The sequence below is a fragment of the Pseudothauera nasutitermitis genome (genome assembly GCF_004801295.1).
GTDB lineage: Bacteria > Pseudomonadota > Gammaproteobacteria > Burkholderiales > Rhodocyclaceae > Pseudothauera > Pseudothauera nasutitermitis.
The window spans coordinates 1-989 of record NZ_SSOC01000017.1 but is presented as its reverse complement, the minus strand read 5'-3'; the positions used below and the strand labels follow the sequence as shown (position 1 = coordinate 989).

The 989-nt window shown below is 68.3% G+C and carries 1 protein-coding gene; it reads left to right on the top strand.

What is annotated here, in order from left to right; genetic code table 11:
• Nucleotides 1-167 precede the first annotated feature (167 nt).
• Nucleotides 168-989, top strand: an 822-nt coding sequence (locus E6C76_RS21925) for a hypothetical protein (protein ID WP_211090315.1), incomplete at its 3' end; no start/stop codon positions are given.

Here is a 989-nt window from a genome sequence, read left to right as displayed (position 1 = left end):
AGGAAGTCACCTACACGGCGACGGCCACGGCCACGGACAACGCGAGCAACACCGCGACGGATACGGACACCGCGGGCTACGACCTGCTGCCGACCGTCGGGGTGAGCTTCGAGATCAGCGATGCGGGCGTGGGCACCCTGACCGGTACCAGCGAGCACGCGACCAGTGTGTCGGTGAGCATCAGCGGCAGCGATGGCAGCAATCTGGGTCCGTTCCCGGCGACGCTGAACCCGGACGGCAGCTGGAGTGTGGATCTGAGTGGCGAGAGCTTCGACGAGGAGGTCACCTACACGGCGACGGCCACGGCGACCGACAACGCGAGCAACACCGCGACGGATACGGACACCGCGGGCTACGACCTGCTGCCGACCGTCGGGGTGAGCTTCGAGATCAGCGACGCGGGGGTGGGCACCCTGACCGGCACCAGCGAGCACGCGACCAGCGTGTCGGTGAGCATCAGCGGCAGCGACGGCAGCAGCTACGGCCCGTTCCCGGCGACACTGAATCCGGACGGCAGCTGGAGCGTGGACCTGAGTGGCGAGAGCTTCGACGAGGAAGTCACCTACACGGCCACGGCCACGGCCACGGACAACGCGAGCAACACCGCCACGGATACGGACGCCGCGGGCTACGACTTGCTGCCGACGGTGGGGGTGAGCTTCGAGATCAGCGATGCGGGGGTGGGCACCCTGACCGGCACCAGCGAGCACGCGACCAGCGTGTCGGTGAGCATCAGCGGCAGCGACGGCAGCAGCTATGGCCCGTTCCCGGCGACGCTGAACCCGGATGGCGCCTGGAGTGTGGATCTCTCCGGCATCACCTTCCCCGAGGAAGTGACCTACACGGCGACGGCCATGGCGACCGACAATGCGAGCAACACCGCGACGGATACGGACACCGCGGGCTACGACCTGTTGCCGACGGTGGGGGTGAGCTTCGAGATCAGCGATGCGGGGGTGGGCACCCTGACCGGCACCAGTGAGCACGCG